The following is a 14568-nucleotide window of genomic DNA, read 5'->3' as shown; positions in this document are numbered from 1 at the left end:
CTCTAGAAAGTTACGCCGGACACCAGCGCGATATTGCAGTAAGGCTGGCATTCGCCGGTGCGCACCACGGCGCGCGCCTTGCGGCTGAGTTGTTTGAATTCGTCATGGTTGACCAGCCGCCGCTCACCCAGGGCCGCCTGTTCGGTGAGCGTATTGAGCTCGGCCAGCGCCGGCGGCTGCTTGAGCAGGATCTCTTCGGCCAGCACATGGCTTTCCACCTGCATCTCACTGAGCACGATGCGCAAGGTGCTGATGAAATCCGGGATGCCCTGGGTCAACGCCAGGTCGATCAACTCGACGCCGGGCGGTACCGGCAAGCCGGCATCGCCGATCACCAGGATGTCGCCGTGACCCAGGGAGGCGATCACGCGCGACAGGGCGATATTGAGCAGAGGGGTCTTTTTCATGAGGGCACAAAACCTTGTACGTCGTGCAGCGTGGGAATGGAGGGTTGCGCACCGGCACGAGTGACCGACAGCGCTGCCGCGACCTGGCCAAAACGAATCGCCTCGGCTTCGCGCTTGCCATTGGCCAGCGCGGCCGCGAAGCCACCGACAAACGTATCGCCGGCCGCAGTGGTGTCCACTGCCTTGACCTTGGGTGCCGGCAAATGCTCGAACACTTGGCCGTCAGTAAACAGCACGCCCTCGGCCCCCAGGGTGATGATGACCTTACCGGCGCCCGCCTTGATCAACTGCGTCGCAGCGACCTTGGCGCTGTCGAGGGAATCAACCGTCACGCCGCTCAGTGCACTGGCTTCGCTTTCGTTGGGGATCAGGTAGTCGATCGAGGCGTACCATTCGGCTGGCAAGGGCGCGCTGGCCGGGGCCGGGTTGAGGATCACCGTCTTGCCCAGTTCGCGACCGCGCTTGAGGGCATAACCCACGGTATCCATCGGCACTTCCAGCTGGCAGACGATCACGTCGGCCGCCTGCAGCACGGCGTCAAACGCCTGCAACGAAGCGGGCGTCAGCTGACCATTGCTGCCGGCGACGATCACGATGGCGTTCTGGCTGTTGTCATCGACCACAATCAACGCCACGCCGCTGGAGCCATCTACGGTGCTGACGGCCTGGCAATCGATGCCTTCCACCAGCAACGCGTCACGCAGCTGAGTGCCATACGCATCGCTGCCGACGCAGCCGACCATCGCCACCTCCGCCCCGAGCCGCGCCGACGCCACAGCCTGGTTCGCCCCCTTACCGCCGGGCACGGTGGAAAACGTCTGGCCAACCAAGGTTTCACCGGCACGCGGCAGCCGGCTGGCACGGGTGACCAGGTCCATGTTCAAGCTGCCTACTACCACTACTTTTGCTGGCATACATCAGTACTCATCAATTCGGTTCAGCGGTATTGCGCAAACGTACCGGCGATAGGCGCCGTCGACTCGCGCAACACGATGCTCGGCGTCACGATCCGTTGATCGATCGGCAGTTGGGGTGTTGCAATTCGTCGCAATAAAAGCTCGGCCGCGGTCTCGCCCAGTTGCACGATCGACTGCCCGACCGTGGTCAACGCCGGGTAGACATAGCGACCCATTTGAATGTCATCGAACCCGATCACCGACAGCTCGCCGGGTACACGGATATTACGCTCGGCAGCGGCGCGCAATACGCCGAAACCAATCATGTCGTTGCTGGCGAAAATCGCACTGGGCGGGTTTTCCGCCAGCAGCTTCACCGCCGCGGCATACCCGCCGGTGCTGGTGAAATCACTTTCCTGCGCGCGATCAGCCGCCACCTCGACGCCCGCCTCGCGCAGCGCGCGGTGATACCCCGCCAGGCGCATCTGCGCGACACGGGTATGGGCCGGGCCGCCGATGCAGGCGATGTCCCGATGGCCCAGCTCGAGCAAATGCCGCGTGGCCAGGTACGCGCCCTGCTCATGGTCGATGCGCACCAGGTCGACATCAATGCCGTCCAGCGCCCGGTCGACGATCACCATCGGCGTGCGCACCGCGCTCAAGCCGGCGGCGAGGCCACTGTCATCGCCGCCCACCGAGGTCACGATCAATCCGTCGACGCGCTTCTCCAGCAATACGCGCAAATAGCTGCGTTGCTTTTCGGCGTTGTCATCGGAGTTGCAGAGGATCACGCAGTAGCCGTTACGCTCGCAATAATCTTCGATGCCGCGCGCCAGTTCGGCAAAGTATGGGTTGAGGCTGTTGGGCACCAACAAACCAATGGTTGCCGTGGTCTTGGCCTTGAGCGAACGCGCGACGGCGCTGGGCACGTAGTCGAGCTGCTTGATCGCCGCTTCGACTTTGATCCGTACCGGCTCGCTGACCGGGCGCGTCTTGTTCACCACGTGGGACACCGTGGTGTAGGAAATGCCTGCAAGCGCCGCCACATCCTTGATCGTTGCCATGGTTCAGCCTCGACGACTGGCGCGCTGGCTGCGGTAGGTATCGAGCACCACGGCAATCACGATCACGGCCCCGGTGATGATGCGTTTGGTCGGTTCCGTGGCACCGATCTGCGCCAGGCCGGCGGCCAATACCGAAATGATCAACACGCCGAAGAAGGTGCTGATCACCGAACCGCGTCCGCCCATCAGGCTGGTGCCGCCGATCACCACCGCTGCAATCACTTGCAGTTCCAGGCCGGAGCCGGCATTCGGATCCGCCGCTTCCAGGCGTGAAATCTGGAACAGGGCTGCCACACCGGCCAACAGGCCCATGAGGCTGAACACCAGGATTTTATACGGCTTGGGGTTGATCCCCGCCAGGCGCACGGCCTCTTCGTTGGTGCCGATGCCGATCAGGTAACGCCCGAAGACAGTGCGGGTCAACACCAGTTGGGCCGCTATGATCACCAGCAAGGCGATGATGAACGACGGCGAAATGCCAAAGGCAATCGGGTTGGACAGCCAGGCAAACGAGTCGCCGATGTAGGCGGTGCGCGAACCGGTCATCTGGTACGCCACGCCGCGGGCCATTTCCAGCACGCCCAGGGACACGATAAACGAGGGGATCCGCCAGGCCACGGTGATCGAACCGGTGATAGTGCCGGCCAATGCGGCGCAGCCCATGCCGAGCACGGCCGCCGGCAAGACGCTCCAGCCCCAGCCGAGAATCGCCACGCTGACCGCCGACGCCGCCAGTGCCAGCACCGAGCCCACCGACAGATCGATGCCACCGATGATCAGGATAAAGGTCATGCCGACCGCCAGCACCATCAAGTCTGGAATCTGGTTGGCCAGGGTGCTGAAGGTGTCATAGGACAGGAAGTGGTCGCTGAGCACCGAGAACAGCGCAATCATCGCCAGCAACGCGCCCGCCAGCCCCAGGTAGGTGCCCAGGCCGTAGAAGTTGCCGCCAGTTTTACCGGGGGAAGTTGTTGTTTTCATGGGGTATCCCTAAGCACTGCGTCATTGAGCAGCGCATCACGTTTCTGATAGCCGGCAAAGGCGGCGGCGAGCAATTCGTCCTGGGTCCAGCTGTCGCGCTCGAAGGTCTCGATCAGGCGGCCGGCGGACAGCACGCCGATGCGGTCGCAGATCAGCATGAGTTCGCGCAGGTCACTGGACACCACCACCAGCGCTTTGCCCTGGCGGGTCAATTCGCCGAGCAAGGCATAAATGTCGAACTTGGCACCCACGTCGATGCCACGCGTGGGCTCGTCGAAGAGCATCACCGAGCAGTCGCGCTCCAGCCAGCGGCCAATCACGACTTTCTGCTGGTTGCCGCCCGACAGCTCCGACACCAGCTGCGCCGGGCTGGAACTGCGGATACGCATGGCGTCGATCTGGCGCTTGGCCAGGGCGGTTTCGTCGCGGCTGTTGACCACGCCGCCGCCGGAGATTTCCGGCATGTTGCCCAAGGCGATATTGGCGCTGATGGACTGGGTCAACAGCAGGCCTTCGCCCTTGCGATCCTCGGTGATCAGCGCAATGCCATGGCCGACCGCGTCCACCGGCGAACGAATGCTCACCACTTGGGCCGGTGAGCCCAGGGCCACCGTGCCGCTGTCGGCCAGGTCGGCGCCGAAAATCAGGCGCAGCAACTCGGTGCGACCGGCGCCGATCAGGCCGGAGATGCCATAGATCTCGCCGGCACGCACTTCAAAGGAGACGTCGCGGACCTTGTCCGCGCGGGTCAGGCCTTTAACCGTCAAGGCCGGGCCGCCGATGCTGCGCGGCCCCAGGTCAATGTGTTCGCCCAGCTCGCGACCGACCATCAAGGTGACCAGTTGCTCGCTGTTGTAGTTGGCCATCGGCTCGACGCACACCAGCTTGCCGTCACGCAGGACCGCAATGCGTTGGGCGACACGGGCGAGTTCTTCAAGCCGGTGTGAAATGTAGATGATCGCCACGCCCCGGGCCTGCAGGCGGGTGATTTGTTCAAACAGCATCTCGACTTCACGGGCAGTCAACATGGCCGTGGGTTCGTCGAGGATCAGTACATGGCAGTCGCCGATCAGGTTGCGGGCGATCTCGACCATTTGCTGGTGACCGATACCGAGGCTGCCGACCAGGGTGTCCGGGTCGATGGCGTCCAGGCCGACCTGGGCCATGGCTTCGATGGCGGCTTTGCGCAACTGCTTGCGACTGATCCAGCCACAGTGGCTGGGCAGATTATCCAGGAACAGGTTTTCGGCCACGGTCAGCGTCGGCAGCAGGTTGAGCTCCTGCATGACCATGCGCACGCCCAGTTCTTCAGCCTGGGTGCGGCTGCCGGGGCGGTAATCCTGGCCGTTGAACTGCATATGCCCGGTCGTCGGCGTGACTAGCCCGCCGATGATTTTCGACAACGTGCTTTTACCGGCGCCGTTCTCACCGGTCAGCGCCAGCACTTCCCCACGATTGAGCGTCAGGGTGATGTCGGACAGAACCGGTTGGGCATAGGTCTTGCCGATACCGCTGACCGAGAGGACAGCGTTCGGGGCGGAAGATGACATAGGAAAATCTCCAGGCGCCCGCTCAGGACGAGCGGGCGCTGTTGGGTACTGCCAGGATTACTTCTTGAGGACGAGTTCGACCGGGGTTTCGATCACGCCATCTTTGGCATCGACTTTCTCACCCTTGACCAGCTTGAGCGCGTTCTGGATACCGAACACAGCTTGCTGGGCAGCGGCCTGGTCAGCGGTCGCCAGGACGCGGCCGTCCTGCAGCATGGGCTTGATGGCTTCGATGTTGTCGTAGCCAACTACCAGCACCTTGCCAGCCTTGCCCGCCGCACGCACGGCGGAAACCGCGCCCAGCGCCATGTTGTCGTTACCGGCCAACAGGGCCTTGAGGTCCGGGTATTCGCTCAGCATGGCCGAGGCGACTTTCTGGCCCTGGTCGATTTCCCAGTTGCCGGATTGGGTCGAGACGATCTTCATGCCGGCAGCGTCCATCGCATCCTTGTAGCCTGCGGTGCGCTGCTGGGCGTTGGTGGTAGTCGGTACGCCTTCGATGATGCCGACCTTGTCACCCGCGGCCAGTTGCTTGGCCAGGTAGTCGCCGACCAGCTTGGAGCCTTTGCGGTTGTCCGGGCCTACGAAGGGGATGTCGAGGTTTTTACTTTTCAGCACGTCCGGGTCCAGGCGGTTGTCGATGTTGACCACCTTGATGCCGGCATCGGAGGCTTTCTTCAACACCGTCACGAGTGCCTTGGAATCGGCGGGCGCGATGACGATGGCGTTGACCTTGGCGAGGATCATCTGGTTGACGATATCGATCTGCGCGCTGGTATCGGTTTCGTTCTTGATACCGTTGGTGATCATGTCGAAATCGGCGGCGTGGTCTTTCTGATAAGCCTTGGCGCCGTCCTGCATGGTCACGAAAAATTCGTTGGCGAGGGATTTCATCACCAGGCCAACCTTGGGTTTGGCGGCGTCATCGGCGAATGCAGAGGAAAGAGGTAAAACGGCGGATGCGGCAGCAAGCACAGCGACAGCAAGAAGACGTCCAGCGAATGGCAGCTTCATGGGTTCACTCCGATCTTATGATTATTGTGAGCAACGCTTGCACCGAAGAGTGCTTCGGCAGCCCTCCCACCCGGGGTGGCTGATACGAGCTGTCACGTTACTCCAGGAGTGCGCCGTGAAACATCTCGCAAACGTTTGCGTTAATCAAACTATGAGAACCTTGTCGAGATTTGTCAACGGTAGAAACCGGTCTTTCATCCAAGCCCTCTAGCGCCTGGCCTCGCAGTGTGCAAGGCGCGAGATTAAACATCGCGACCTGCCCTTCGTTCTCTAAAACGACAGGCTTTGCCGGATCATTCGCCACCGCCCCCATGAAACCAGTGCGCATTTTCGGACAACCGAACGCAATCGCGGCCAATGTTCGGAAAGCCGGACGAAGGGGGTTCGAACGCACTCAAAAACAAAAAATAAGTTGTTTTAAATCAACAGCTTAATTTATATCCGTGAATACAATCAGCCTGGTACAGATCCTGCTCTCATCCTGCACCTCGTGGCATTCAGAACCGCCCGGGTGTTCTAGATGAACCTGCTACAGCACTCATCAAAAACCAGAGAGAAAAATAATGAAATCTGCACTGAAGAACATTGTCCCGGGCGCATTAGCCCTCCTGCTGCTGTTCCCTGTTGCCGCCCAGGCAAAGGAAGCCGAAACCAAGACCAAGCTTTCCAACGTGGTGATTCTCGCCACCGGCGGCACCATTGCCGGCGCTGGCGCCAGCGCGGCCAACAGTGCCACCTACCAGGCGGCGAAAGTCGGTATCGAGCAATTGATCGCTGGTGTTCCTGAGCTTAGCCAGATCGCCAATGTACGCGGCGAACAAGTGATGCAAATTGCGTCCGAAAGCATCAATAACGAAAACCTGCTGCAACTGGGCCGTCGCGTCGCCGAACTGGCCGACAGCAAGGACGTGGATGGCATCGTGATCACCCACGGTACCGACACCCTGGAAGAGACCGCCTACTTCCTGAACCTGGTGGAAAAAACCGACAAGCCAATCGTCGTGGTCGGCTCCATGCGCCCAGGCACCGCCATGTCGGCGGACGGCATGCTCAACCTGTACAACGCCGTGGCCGTGGCCGGCAGCAAAGACGCGCGCGGTAAAGGCGTGCTGGTGACCATGAACGACGAGATCCAGTCGGGTCGTGACGTCAGCAAGATGATCAACATCAAGACCGAAGCGTTCAAGAGCCCATGGGGCCCGCTGGGCATGGTGGTTGAAGGCAAATCCTATTGGTTCCGCCTGCCTGCCAAGCGCCACACCATGGATTCGGAATTCGACATCAAGACCATCAAGAGCCTGCCGGACGTGGAAATCGCCTATGGCTATGGCAACGTGAGCGACACAGCGGTCAAGGCCCTGGCCCAGGCTGGCGCCAAAGCCATCATCCATGCCGGAACCGGCAATGGTTCGGTGTCTTCCAAGGTGGTCCCTGCCTTGCAGGAACTGCGCAAGCAAGGCGTACAGATCATCCGCTCTTCCCACGTGAATGCCGGTGGCTTCGTTCTGCGTAATGCTGAACAACCTGACGACAAGTACGACTGGGTCGCCGCACATGACCTGAACCCGCAAAAAGCCCGCATCCTGGCCATGGTCGCCCTGACCAAGACCCAGGACAGCAAAGAGCTGCAACGGATGTTCTGGGAATATTGATTCCTGGCCATACCTTGTAGGAGCTCGCCTCTCCAGGCGCGCTCCTACACATTTCACTCCCCCGCCTTACGCAAAACTACCTGAACAGCTGTCAGACGAACTTCTTGAAATTTAAGCAGTTGCGAAATCGCCCACAGTTAAATACTGTATGTGCGTACAGCTTATTAAGGAATACTCCGTGGCAAAGTCCTCTTCCGCAGCGCCAACCCCGCCTGATGCCTACGAACGCCTGGCCATTCGTGTGCAAAAGATCATCAACTCGACCAACGCCCAAAAAGCCAAGGCAGCCTTGATCTTCCGCCTGCCGGACGAGCCGGAGGATGAGTGGGAGCGGTTGCTGGAAGAAATTGCGGAGAACGACAACGTCACCCTCGCCTATCGGGACGACGGTGGCGTGCAGATTTTCTGGGTTGTACCGAAGGAAGATTGATTCAATGAGTGTCCGTTTTATCGCTGTGTGCTGCCTGTTCTTTGCTGTCAGTGCCCAGGCCCAGGCACCCCGCACCTTCAGCGAAGCCAAGAAAGTCGCCTGGAAACTCTATGCCCCCCAATCCACCGAGTTCTACTGCGGCTGCAAATACACCGGCAACCGCGTAGACCTGAAAGCCTGCGGCTACATCCCGCGCAAAAACGCCAACCGCGCCGCCCGCATCGAGTGGGAGCACATTGTTCCGGCCTGGCAGATCGGGCACCAGCGCCAGTGCTGGCAGAACGGCGGGCGCAAGAACTGCACGCGCCACGATGACGTGTTCAAGCGCGCCGAGGCAGACCTGCACAACCTGGTGCCGAGTATCGGCGAGGTCAACGGTGACCGTAACAACTTCAGTTTTGGCTGGCTGCCGGTGCAAAGCGGGCAGTACGGTTCATGCCTGACCCAGGTCGACTTCAAGGCCAAGAAGGTCATGCCCCGCCCGTCCATCCGCGGAATGATCGCGCGCACCTATTTCTATATGAGCAAGCAGTACGGCTTGCGCCTGTCGAAACAGGATCGCCAGCTCTACGAAGCTTGGAACAAGACCTACCCGGTGCAGGCTTGGGAGCGCCAGCGCAACCAGACCGTGGCGTGTGTGATGGGACGTGGCAATGAGTTCGTCGGCCCGGTGAACCTGAAGGCCTGCGGTTGAAACTGGGCGGTACTCCCGCCCATCCAGCCGGTTATTGCGCAGCCGCGTGCTCGATGACTTGCGATTCGGTATCGGTTTTCTTGGCGCGGGCCAGCTTTTCAGTGAGTTGCACCTGCTTGGCCTCGGCTTCAGCCTTGGTGGCGAACGGCCCCAGCAGCACTTCGTCCTTGCCGTCGACCTTCACGATGTAAAAATTGAAACCATGTTCCAGCAACCAGGCCGTGAGGTCGGTGAGCGCCTGTAATTTGTGGTCGGGTGGCCCGACCCATACATCCCACTCCTGAGCGGCAATCGCGCCGGTTTGTGGCTGGCTTTCAGTCACGGCAGGCTTGGCCTTGGGCGCATCGACGCTTTTGCCTTCACCGCAACCGGCCAATGCCAACACCGCAATTGCCATCGCTACTTTACGCACTGCCCTGCTCCTTAAAGGATTAAAGAGGCGACTTTATCATTCACTGTCTATTCTGGCCGTCATAAACGTTGGCTTAAACAATGCGAATGATGTATCGCAGACCTGTATGATGCCGGCATGGGAATTAATGCCGCCTCTATGCGTCCTAAAAGAGGCAGCCACAGGGAAGCGCTTAGCAGTAAGCTACACACATCTGACATCTGCCCTGTCTGAAACACGTGTCCTTAAAAGTAATCAAGGAGAAGTCCATGCTTATACTCACCCGCAAAGTCGGTGAAAGCATAAACATCGGTGATGACATCACGATCACCATCCTGGGCGTCAGCGGCCAGCAAGTACGAATCGGCATCAACGCACCCAAGGATGTTGCCGTGCATCGCGAGGAGATCTACCAGCGCATCCAGGCCGGCCTGAGTGCCCCGGACAAAAACCAGACGCCTTGAAGAACCTTCAGTAGCCAGCCCTTTCGTTCACTGTAACGGCTGGCGAAAACCCCTTCGAACCGCTCTAGTGTCTATTGCGTGATTGACGCCTCGAATGCATTCATCTTCGCGCCAAGATGAAACTGTCTTCACGCTTTGAACTTGTCGTGTCATCCATAGCCGAATCTTCTACTGATACCCTGCCATCCGTGTGCGCGAAGGAGCACGTCGATGAGGCTAACCCCTGCGCAACCATTCGCTCTACGAGCCTGGATCATCGCCCTCCTGATAGGGCTGGCATTCGTGGGGCTGGAATATGGCTTGAGGCTTGAAATCGCAGGCACCGACCCCGCCGATCCGCCGTCCTGGCTCGACCTCACACTGGTGCTGGGTGGATACCTCTTCATGTTCTGCCTCAAGCCCATCCAGAGGGCCGTACAGCTTAAATTGTGTCAACAAACCGCTCAGAAAAATGCACGTTGATGCGCAGCGCTTCGCTATCAGATCGCCGGTATTTACAGCGACGCAGCACGACCTATGCTTTGCTCTGCACGCTCACTGAAAGGTGCTGAAACCGATGGACACTTTGAGCAAATCGCAAATCGAGTCTGCACTGGCTGCCCGTCTGCCGAGCTACAAGGTCACCTGCACATTGCACGCCGACGGCACCCTGTCGGCGGTGCTCAGCGGCCCGGAAACCGACCATTTCGCAATTACCGGAATCGTGCGCGCGCACTATCGTGGGGCGGAAGCCATTGCCCGGCTGGCGAATGAAATTCTCAGGGAAATGGTGCTGTCCCGCCAGGCGATGAGGAATGACCGGATGCAGCCTCCCTCTGCTTCACCTGGCTGCGAACAAGGCCGAGACCAGTAACGGGCTCGGCCTTTTTGTATCAGCCCACTTCATTCTGCAAGGACAGCAAGCCATCAGCACCGCGCTGCACGCGCAGGTGGGCATAGCCGTCAATCCTGGCGTGTTCGGTCACCATGGGCTTGAGGTGCGTCGACGTTACGACCATCACGTCCGCCCCTGCCGCTTCTCCCGCACGAATCCCCACCGACGCATCTTCAAACACCAGGCAGTCCTGCACCGGCACGCCCAGGCGCTGCGCGCCCAACAGGTAACAGGCCGGGTCGGGCTTGCCAATGGCGACGTCTTCGGCCGTGACCAGCACCGCCGGCGGCGCAATCCCGGCCGCTCGCAGCCGACGCAACGCCAGCTCACGAGGCGCTGAGGTGACCAGCGCCCATTGATCGCCCGGCAGGCGGTCCAGAAACGCGACCGCGCCGGGGATCGCGACAATGCCTTCGACATCATTGATTTCCGCTTCGGTAATCCACTGCGCCTCTACTTCGGGATCAACCCCCGGCAACGCCTGGCGGGTGATGGTATCGATCGCGCGGGCGCCGTGAATGGTGGTCAGGAACGCCGCCACGTCCAGGCCGTGGCGTTCGGCCCAGGTGCTCCACACCCGCTCGGCGGCGGCGATGGAGTTGAGCAGGGTGCCGTCCATATCGAACAGAAAGGCGCGGTAACGGCGGGCAAATACGGCTGAACCTCGGATGGACACTGCGTGGCTTCCTCGTGGGCGGTAACAAATAATCGGCCCGATGCAATCTACGGATCACCTCGGTGCTTGTAAACGCCGCCAACCCCTCGATCGCATTACAGCTTTGTAATCAAGCTGTAAGTCTTGTCAGCACCCTCACTTCATACAGTGGCGGCGTCAGTCACCCACACCGGTTGACGCCACCTTCCCACTGATGAAAAGGGTCACCCCATGAAACCTGCAAGCAAACTCTGCCTGATCGCCGCCAGCCTGCTGATGCTGGGTACCGGCACCGCCCTGGCCGGCACTGTCGCACCGGTCAAAGCCAACAACGTGGTGCTGGTGCACGGTTCCTGGGCAGATGGCTCGAGCTGGTCAGAAGTGATCACCCGCCTCCAGGCCGCCGGCCTGCACGTCACCGCCGTGCAAAACCCACTGACATCGGTGGCCGACGATGTCGCCGCCACCAACCGCGTACTGAATCAACAGGACGGTCCTACCGTGCTGGTCGGCCATTCCTACGCCGGCACCGTGGTAAGCGATGCCGGGGTGAACCCCAACGTCAGCGCCCTGGTGTACGTGGCGGCCCGCGCCCCGGATGCCAATGAAGACTTTGTCGCGCTTTCCGCCAAGTACCCGACCATGCCGGTGCGGGCCGGTGTGGAAGATCACGATGGCTACCTCACGCTGAGCCAGGACGCGTTTCTCAAGTACTTCGCCGCCGACGTGCCGCACGCCAAGGCCATGGAGCTGTACGCCGTGCAGCAACCCATCACCAAGAGCCTGTTCAGCGGCCGCACCGTGAACGCCGCCTGGCACACCAAGCCCTCCTGGTACGCGGTGTCGACCCAGGACCAGACCATCAACCCGGACCTGGAACGGTTCCTCGCCAAGCGCATGAACGCCAGCACGATCGAGCTGCCCTCGAGCCACTTGTCGCTGGTGTCCCACGCCAAGGAAATCACCGACCTGATCCTCGAAGCCTCCGGCCGCCAGCCTTGAGCCCTTGCATTACAAACTTGTCATGAACCTGTTGGTTGGCTGTTCGGAGCGCTTGGTTACCGTGAACCCACTGCCACGCTCTGGCAGCCAACCTATTAAGAGAGAGATCGCCATGAAACTGTTTATCCTCGGCTTTGCCGCTTTGCTTGCCACTGGCACCGTGTTCGCCGCCGAACCCGTCATCCACGACAAGACCGGCTTTTTCGTGCACCTGGATGTCGACAAAGTCTTGTCGAGTACCGATACCTACGGCCAATGCGGCATCGTTCCCGCGCGTCTCGACTACCTGGACCACCAGGGCCGCGAACACGTGCTGGACTACCAGGTACAGGCGATCGGTTGCCCGAGTGACAATTGATCAGACTACACTTGCGCAACGCACAGAAGCAGGGCAACTCCCATGAACATTCTTGTAGTCGAAGACGAACCCAAGGCCGGCAATTACCTGCTTAACGGCCTGCAGGAACTGGGCTACTCCGTCAGCCTCGCCCGCGACGGCGTGGACGGTTTGCACCAGGCCCTGGAAACCTCGTTCGACGTGATCGTGCTGGATGTGATGATGCCGAAGATGGACGGCTGGGAAGTCCTGCGCCGCTTGCGCAAGGAAGCCGATACGCCGGTGCTTTTTCTGACGGCCCGCGACGATATCGCCGACCGCATCAAGGGCCTGGAACTCGGCGCCGATGATTACCTGATCAAGCCCTTCTCCTTCGCCGAACTGGTGGCGCGCCTGCGCACCCTGACCCGCCGTGGCCCGAGCCGGGAAGAAGAACAGCTGCAGGTCGCCGACCTGCAGATCGATGTGCTGAAACGCCGCGTGACCCGCGCCGGCACACGCATCACCCTGACCAACAAAGAGTTTGCCCTGCTGCATTTGTTTGCCACTCACCAGGATCAGGTGTTGTCGCGCTCGCTGATTGCCTCGCGAGTGTGGGACATGAACTTCGACAGCGACACCAACGTGGTGGACGTGGCCGTGCGGCGCCTGCGCCTGAAAATCGACGACCCGTTCCAGCTCAAGTTGATCCACAGCGTGCGGGGCATCGGCTACCGCTTCGATACCCAGCCATGACCCGCCGTCGCCATTATTCACTGACCCTGCGCCTGGCGGTGATTTTCGCCTTGCTGGCCTTCGCGCTGCTGGCCACGCTGGGCGTTGCGCTGTACCGCGAACTGGAGCGTGAGTTGATCAAGCGCGACGACGCTGCGCTGATCTATCGCACCGATCAGTTACGCAACCTGCTCAACGACAGCAATACATTGGATCTGATCAGGACCAAGCCGGAGCTGTTCCAGAACATGCTGGGCAACAGCGAGTCAGTGCTGAGCATCGCGGCGCCGGGGCAGAAGCCCTTGCTGCTGGTCAACCCAGGCAATATCGAGATGCCGGTGGTGCCGGCCGTTGCCAAAGACCACGCGCTGGGCCTTGCCGATGTGCACCATCTGCCTGGGGTCAACAATGTCCCCTTCGCCGCCGTGGCGGCGTCGATCGATTCCGGGGACCTGGGCAGCCTGCAAGTCACCACCGGACGCTTGATGACCGAACGCACCGCCATGCTCGCCAGCTATCGCCTGAGCGTGTTTATCCTGGCGAGCATTGCCGCGATCATCCTTGCCCTGGTCGGGTACTTGCTGGTGCACCGTGGCCTGCTGCCTTTGCGACGCCTGGCCCGGCATGCCCAGGGCATCGGCGTCGGCAACCTGGCCGAGCGCCTCGACAGCCACGGCGCGCCAAAAGAGTTGCTGCCGATGATCGACGCGTTCAACACCATGCTCGAACGCCTGGCCAGAGGGTTTGTGCAACTGGGCCAGGTGTCCACAGACATGGCCCACGAACTGCGCACGCCGATCAACAACCTGCTGGGCGAAACCCAGGTCGCGCTGCAACAGAGCCGCAGCATCGAGAGTTATCAACAGTTGCTGGCGTCCAACGTCGAAGAGCTTGAACGCCTGGCGCGGATGCTCGACAACATGTTGTTCCTCGCCCGCACTGATCCGGCCAGCGCCCTGCGCCAACGCCAGGAACTCAGCGCAGCGGATGAAGTGGAACGTATCGCCGATTACTTCGAAGGCCTGGCCAGTGACGTGGAGGTCAGCATTCGTGCCGAAGGTGAAGGTGTGATCTGGGCTGAACCGATGCTACTGCGCCGGGCCCTGGCGAACCTGTGCGCCAACGCGATCAAATATGGCGCGCCGCGTTCCGAGCTGCTGATCCAGGCGGTGCCACAGGCCGAAGGCATCACCCTGAGGGTCAGCAACCAGGGTGAAACCATTGCTGCCGAGCACCTGCCACGGCTGTTCGAGCGCTTTTTCCGGGTGGATGAATCGCGCGAGCGCTCGGCCCAGTCCAATGGCCTGGGCCTGTCGATTGTGGCGACCATCATGCAGTTGCATAATGGTCGATACAGCGTGAGCAGCGAGGCCGGACTGACGTGTTTTGAGTTGTTTTTTCCGAGGCGGGACGACTGAATCGCGCGCCCCAGGCGCCTGGTGT

18 protein-coding genes are annotated in these 14568 nt (G+C 60.8%); 10 read left to right on the top strand and 8 right to left on the bottom strand.

Annotated features, from left to right (window positions below; genetic code table 11):
- Nucleotides 1-2: 2 nt before the first annotated feature.
- The 6 genes from rbsD to QMX97_RS14075 are packed head-to-tail and all read right to left on the bottom strand — an operon-like array spanning nucleotide 3 to nucleotide 5912.
- A complete protein-coding gene (gene rbsD / locus QMX97_RS14100) occupies nucleotides 3-407 on the bottom strand; it encodes a D-ribose pyranase (RefSeq protein WP_065903671.1) in 405 nt (134 codons plus the stop codon).
- A complete protein-coding gene (rbsK, locus tag QMX97_RS14095; protein WP_282397100.1) occupies nucleotides 404-1321 on the bottom strand; it encodes a ribokinase in 918 nt (305 codons plus the stop codon). The genes rbsD and rbsK overlap by 4 nt, the downstream gene beginning before the upstream one ends.
- Nucleotides 1322-1344: 23 nt before the next feature.
- Entirely contained in the window at nucleotides 1345-2367 is a 1023-nt protein-coding gene (locus QMX97_RS14090; protein ID WP_120449179.1) for a LacI family DNA-binding transcriptional regulator, read from the bottom strand.
- Between the two features lie 3 nt (nucleotides 2368-2370).
- The gene (locus tag QMX97_RS14085; RefSeq protein ID WP_010209107.1) at nucleotides 2371-3348 is read right to left on the bottom strand and encodes an ABC transporter permease; all 978 of its coding nucleotides are present in this window, start codon (nucleotides 3346-3348) and stop codon (nucleotides 2371-2373) included.
- The gene (locus tag QMX97_RS14080) at nucleotides 3345-4898 is read right to left on the bottom strand and encodes a sugar ABC transporter ATP-binding protein (RefSeq protein WP_065903699.1); all 1554 of its coding nucleotides are present in this window, start codon (nucleotides 4896-4898) and stop codon (nucleotides 3345-3347) included. The genes QMX97_RS14085 and QMX97_RS14080 overlap by 4 nt, the downstream gene beginning before the upstream one ends.
- Nucleotides 4899-4955: 57 nt before the next feature.
- Nucleotides 4956-5912, bottom strand: coding sequence for a sugar ABC transporter substrate-binding protein (locus QMX97_RS14075; RefSeq protein ID WP_065903701.1), 957 nt, complete (start codon nucleotides 5910-5912; stop codon nucleotides 4956-4958).
- A 563-nt stretch (nucleotides 5913-6475) separates the two neighbouring features.
- On the opposite strand from QMX97_RS14075, the gene QMX97_RS14070 reads away from it, so the two are divergent.
- The 3 genes from QMX97_RS14070 (at nucleotide 6476) to QMX97_RS14060 (ending at nucleotide 8688) form a co-directional block, all read left to right on the top strand.
- Nucleotides 6476-7564: an asparaginase gene (locus tag QMX97_RS14070; protein ID WP_065903702.1), complete on the top strand. Its 1089-nt coding sequence runs from the start codon at nucleotides 6476-6478 to the stop codon at nucleotides 7562-7564.
- 178 nt (nucleotides 7565-7742) lie between these two features.
- Complete coding sequence (locus QMX97_RS14065; protein ID WP_177343942.1) at nucleotides 7743-7994, top strand: DUF1654 domain-containing protein; 252 nt, start codon at nucleotides 7743-7745, stop codon at nucleotides 7992-7994.
- Nucleotides 7995-7998: 4 nt separating this feature from the next.
- Nucleotides 7999-8688, top strand: a complete 690-nt coding sequence (locus tag QMX97_RS14060) for an endonuclease I family protein (RefSeq protein WP_065903705.1) — start codon at nucleotides 7999-8001, stop codon at nucleotides 8686-8688.
- 31 nt (nucleotides 8689-8719) lie between these two features.
- On the opposite strand, the gene QMX97_RS14055 is transcribed toward QMX97_RS14060, so the two are convergent.
- Nucleotides 8720-9085 carry a penicillin-binding protein activator LpoB gene (locus QMX97_RS14055; protein ID WP_065903706.1) on the bottom strand — a complete coding sequence of 122 codons (366 nt, stop codon included), beginning with the start codon at nucleotides 9083-9085 and terminating at the stop codon, nucleotides 8720-8722.
- A 263-nt stretch (nucleotides 9086-9348) separates the two neighbouring features.
- On the opposite strand from QMX97_RS14055, the gene csrA reads away from it, so the two are divergent.
- The 3 genes from csrA (at nucleotide 9349) to QMX97_RS14040 (ending at nucleotide 10396) form a co-directional block, all read left to right on the top strand.
- On the top strand, nucleotides 9349-9543 hold the full coding sequence (gene csrA / locus QMX97_RS14050) for a carbon storage regulator CsrA (RefSeq protein ID WP_027604095.1): 195 nt from the start codon (nucleotides 9349-9351) through the stop codon (nucleotides 9541-9543).
- Nucleotides 9544-9753: 210 nt separating this feature from the next.
- On the top strand, nucleotides 9754-10005 hold the full coding sequence (locus QMX97_RS14045) for a hypothetical protein (RefSeq protein ID WP_106803193.1): 252 nt from the start codon (nucleotides 9754-9756) through the stop codon (nucleotides 10003-10005).
- A gap of 94 nt (nucleotides 10006-10099) precedes the next feature.
- A complete protein-coding gene (locus tag QMX97_RS14040) occupies nucleotides 10100-10396 on the top strand; it encodes a hypothetical protein (RefSeq protein ID WP_106803192.1) in 297 nt (98 codons plus the stop codon).
- Between the two features lie 19 nt (nucleotides 10397-10415).
- Here the strand turns inward: QMX97_RS14040 and QMX97_RS14035 are convergent, their stop codons facing one another.
- Nucleotides 10416-11093 carry an HAD family hydrolase gene (locus QMX97_RS14035; RefSeq protein ID WP_282397099.1) on the bottom strand — a complete coding sequence of 226 codons (678 nt, stop codon included), beginning with the start codon at nucleotides 11091-11093 and terminating at the stop codon, nucleotides 10416-10418.
- A 210-nt stretch (nucleotides 11094-11303) separates the two neighbouring features.
- On the opposite strand from QMX97_RS14035, the gene QMX97_RS14030 reads away from it, so the two are divergent.
- The 4 genes from QMX97_RS14030 to QMX97_RS14015 all read left to right on the top strand — a co-directional run bounded on the left by QMX97_RS14030 (nucleotide 11304) and on the right by QMX97_RS14015 (nucleotide 14543).
- A complete protein-coding gene (locus tag QMX97_RS14030) occupies nucleotides 11304-12074 on the top strand; it encodes an alpha/beta hydrolase (RefSeq protein ID WP_065903721.1) in 771 nt (256 codons plus the stop codon).
- A gap of 112 nt (nucleotides 12075-12186) precedes the next feature.
- Complete coding sequence (locus QMX97_RS14025; RefSeq protein ID WP_065903723.1) at nucleotides 12187-12432, top strand: DUF2790 domain-containing protein; 246 nt, start codon at nucleotides 12187-12189, stop codon at nucleotides 12430-12432.
- Nucleotides 12433-12474: 42 nt separating this feature from the next.
- The gene (locus QMX97_RS14020; RefSeq protein ID WP_065903725.1) at nucleotides 12475-13146 is read left to right on the top strand and encodes a heavy metal response regulator transcription factor; all 672 of its coding nucleotides are present in this window, start codon (nucleotides 12475-12477) and stop codon (nucleotides 13144-13146) included.
- Nucleotides 13143-14543: a heavy metal sensor histidine kinase gene (locus tag QMX97_RS14015; RefSeq protein WP_282397098.1), complete on the top strand. Its 1401-nt coding sequence runs from the start codon at nucleotides 13143-13145 to the stop codon at nucleotides 14541-14543. Before QMX97_RS14020 ends, QMX97_RS14015 begins: the two co-directional genes overlap by 4 nt.
- Nucleotides 14544-14568 lie beyond the last annotated feature (25 nt).

It is taken from the genome of Pseudomonas sp. PS01298 (assembly GCF_029959745.1).
Lineage (GTDB): Bacteria > Pseudomonadota > Gammaproteobacteria > Pseudomonadales > Pseudomonadaceae > Aquipseudomonas > Aquipseudomonas aylmerensis.
Note: the sequence above shows the minus strand (reverse complement) of the source record. Positions and strands in the feature narration are given on the sequence as shown.